This is a genomic window from Microvirga sp. P5_D2 (assembly GCF_054049475.1).
This window is the reverse complement of record NZ_JBFUMH010000367.1, coordinates 1-1,809: the sequence shown is the minus strand read 5'-3', so window position 1 is coordinate 1,809 and position 1,809 is coordinate 1. Positions and strand designations below refer to the sequence as shown.

Sequence of the window (1,809 nt, the reverse complement as noted above, 5' to 3'; positions counted from 1 at the left end):
TAGAGCGACGACAGTTCTGATGGAGTCGTTGGGGCTATGCGGCATGTCGGCTTCGTGATTCACTTGTCTCAGCCCTCTTCAGAGGAGATGAGCGATGACCAAGTCCTACTCGCTGGATCTGCGCCGCCGGGTGGCGCGCTTTGTCGAGGCGGGCCATTCCTGCCACGCAGCCGCCCACCACTTCGAGGTCTCCGTCGCGTTCGTGGTGCGGCTCATGGCGGCCTATCGCGCCACCGGCAGCTTGGCGCCCAAGCCGGAGGGTGGCTGGCGCTACTCCAAGCTCGATCCGCACCGCGACTTCCTCATCCGCCGCGTGAGCGAGAAGGATGACATCACCATGCCCCAGCTCGCGGCAGAACTGGCGTCCCGCGGCACGAAGATCACGCCCGCTGCGATCTCGCACTGGTTCATCCGCCAGGGCTACAGCTTCAAAAAAAACGCTGCGGGCCAGCGAACAAGGACGCTCCGACGTGCGCCAGGCGCGCGATCATTGGCGCACGAAGCGTCAGCCGCGCATGCGAAAGGAGCCGCATCGGTTCGTGTTTCTGGATGAAACCGGCACATCTACTAGGATGACACGCCTGCGTGGCCGCTGTCCCAAAGGGCAGCGGCTGTACGCCAAGGCGCCGTTCGGGCACTGGCTGGAAGGCCGTACACTGCCTGAAGCAAAGAGGCGCCTGGTTCCTGTTCCTGCCACCGTACAGTCCGGATTTGAACCCGATTGAGCAGGTCTTCTCCCAGATCAAAGCGCACTTGCGCACAGCCGAAGCCCGAACCGTTGAGGCGCTCTGGCACGCCATCGGCGACATTTGCGATCTGGTCGAGCCCGACGCATGCCGCAACTACTTCACCGCTGCCGGATATGGATTCGTCTGAATGCCCGTTGCTCTAGCTCGTCCATCCCTTCGTAATCTGACAAAGATGGGCTCGCTCTAACCCCCTCCGCCTCTCGTCATTCAGGCTCGCTTCGGCGGGCCACTAAACCAAATGGGGTAGCCATCCGTCCGAATTGCTTCGGCCAAGTTTGCCCCTATGTTCCTCGCTGCGGCGAAGCCTAGAGGAGATGCCCAAGATGCACGTGCCGTCGACCGCTCTTGGATTGTGGCTTGCCTTCTGCATGGCAGCTGTCGTATGCCGTTACATCCACACGCGTGATCAAGCCTTCTAAAGCGACTGCAACTTGTGAAAGCGTCTCATGCGCAGCCCCGTCTTCTGGCGGGGTTTTTCTTTGGCCGCATATGAGAACGCCCCAGCCGAGTGATACCAGCAGGTGCTCAGCCAGGGCGCCGTGGCTACCATAGGGGCAGAGTAGGCCACGACATAAATCTAAGCTTTTTTGCCTATATTGGCATGTCCCACTCAGGGGATGCGTGCTCAGATTGTGAAGTAGTCCAAAAATGAAAACGCCCCAGCCAAGAGTCTAGGCGAACCTCTCAGCCAGGGCGCAAGCGGAGGGGTAGAGCCTCCGCAACTGTTCGAGCTCATCGCCCTGTCCGGTCATCTAGGGCCGACTTCGTAAAGAATTCGTAGCCGCTCCGGGGGAATACAGCAGGTTCCGACTATTGCTTCCGGCTAACCCTACGAGCCTGAGGATCGGCCCTGTCTACGCAAAAAATAAACGCCACCGCTAAAGCATCGGACTGGAAATTCGACTCCTGGGTTTTGGCCTGGTGCGATCTGTGATTCACTTGCTGGAACGGGAGGTGGATCATGGGTCACTGCTATTCTCTCGATCTTCGGGTGCGGGTGTCCGACTTTGTCGAGGCGGGCCATTCCTGCCGGGCGGCGGCAGGGCACTTTGCCGTCAGC

General features: G+C 60.1%; 1 pseudogene. It reads left to right on the top strand.

The features are described from left to right. Window positions 1-94: 94 nt before the first annotated feature. Window positions 95-876, top strand: a pseudogene (locus tag ACXJKO_RS31720) (transposase). Window positions 877-1,809: the final 933 nt, after the last annotated feature.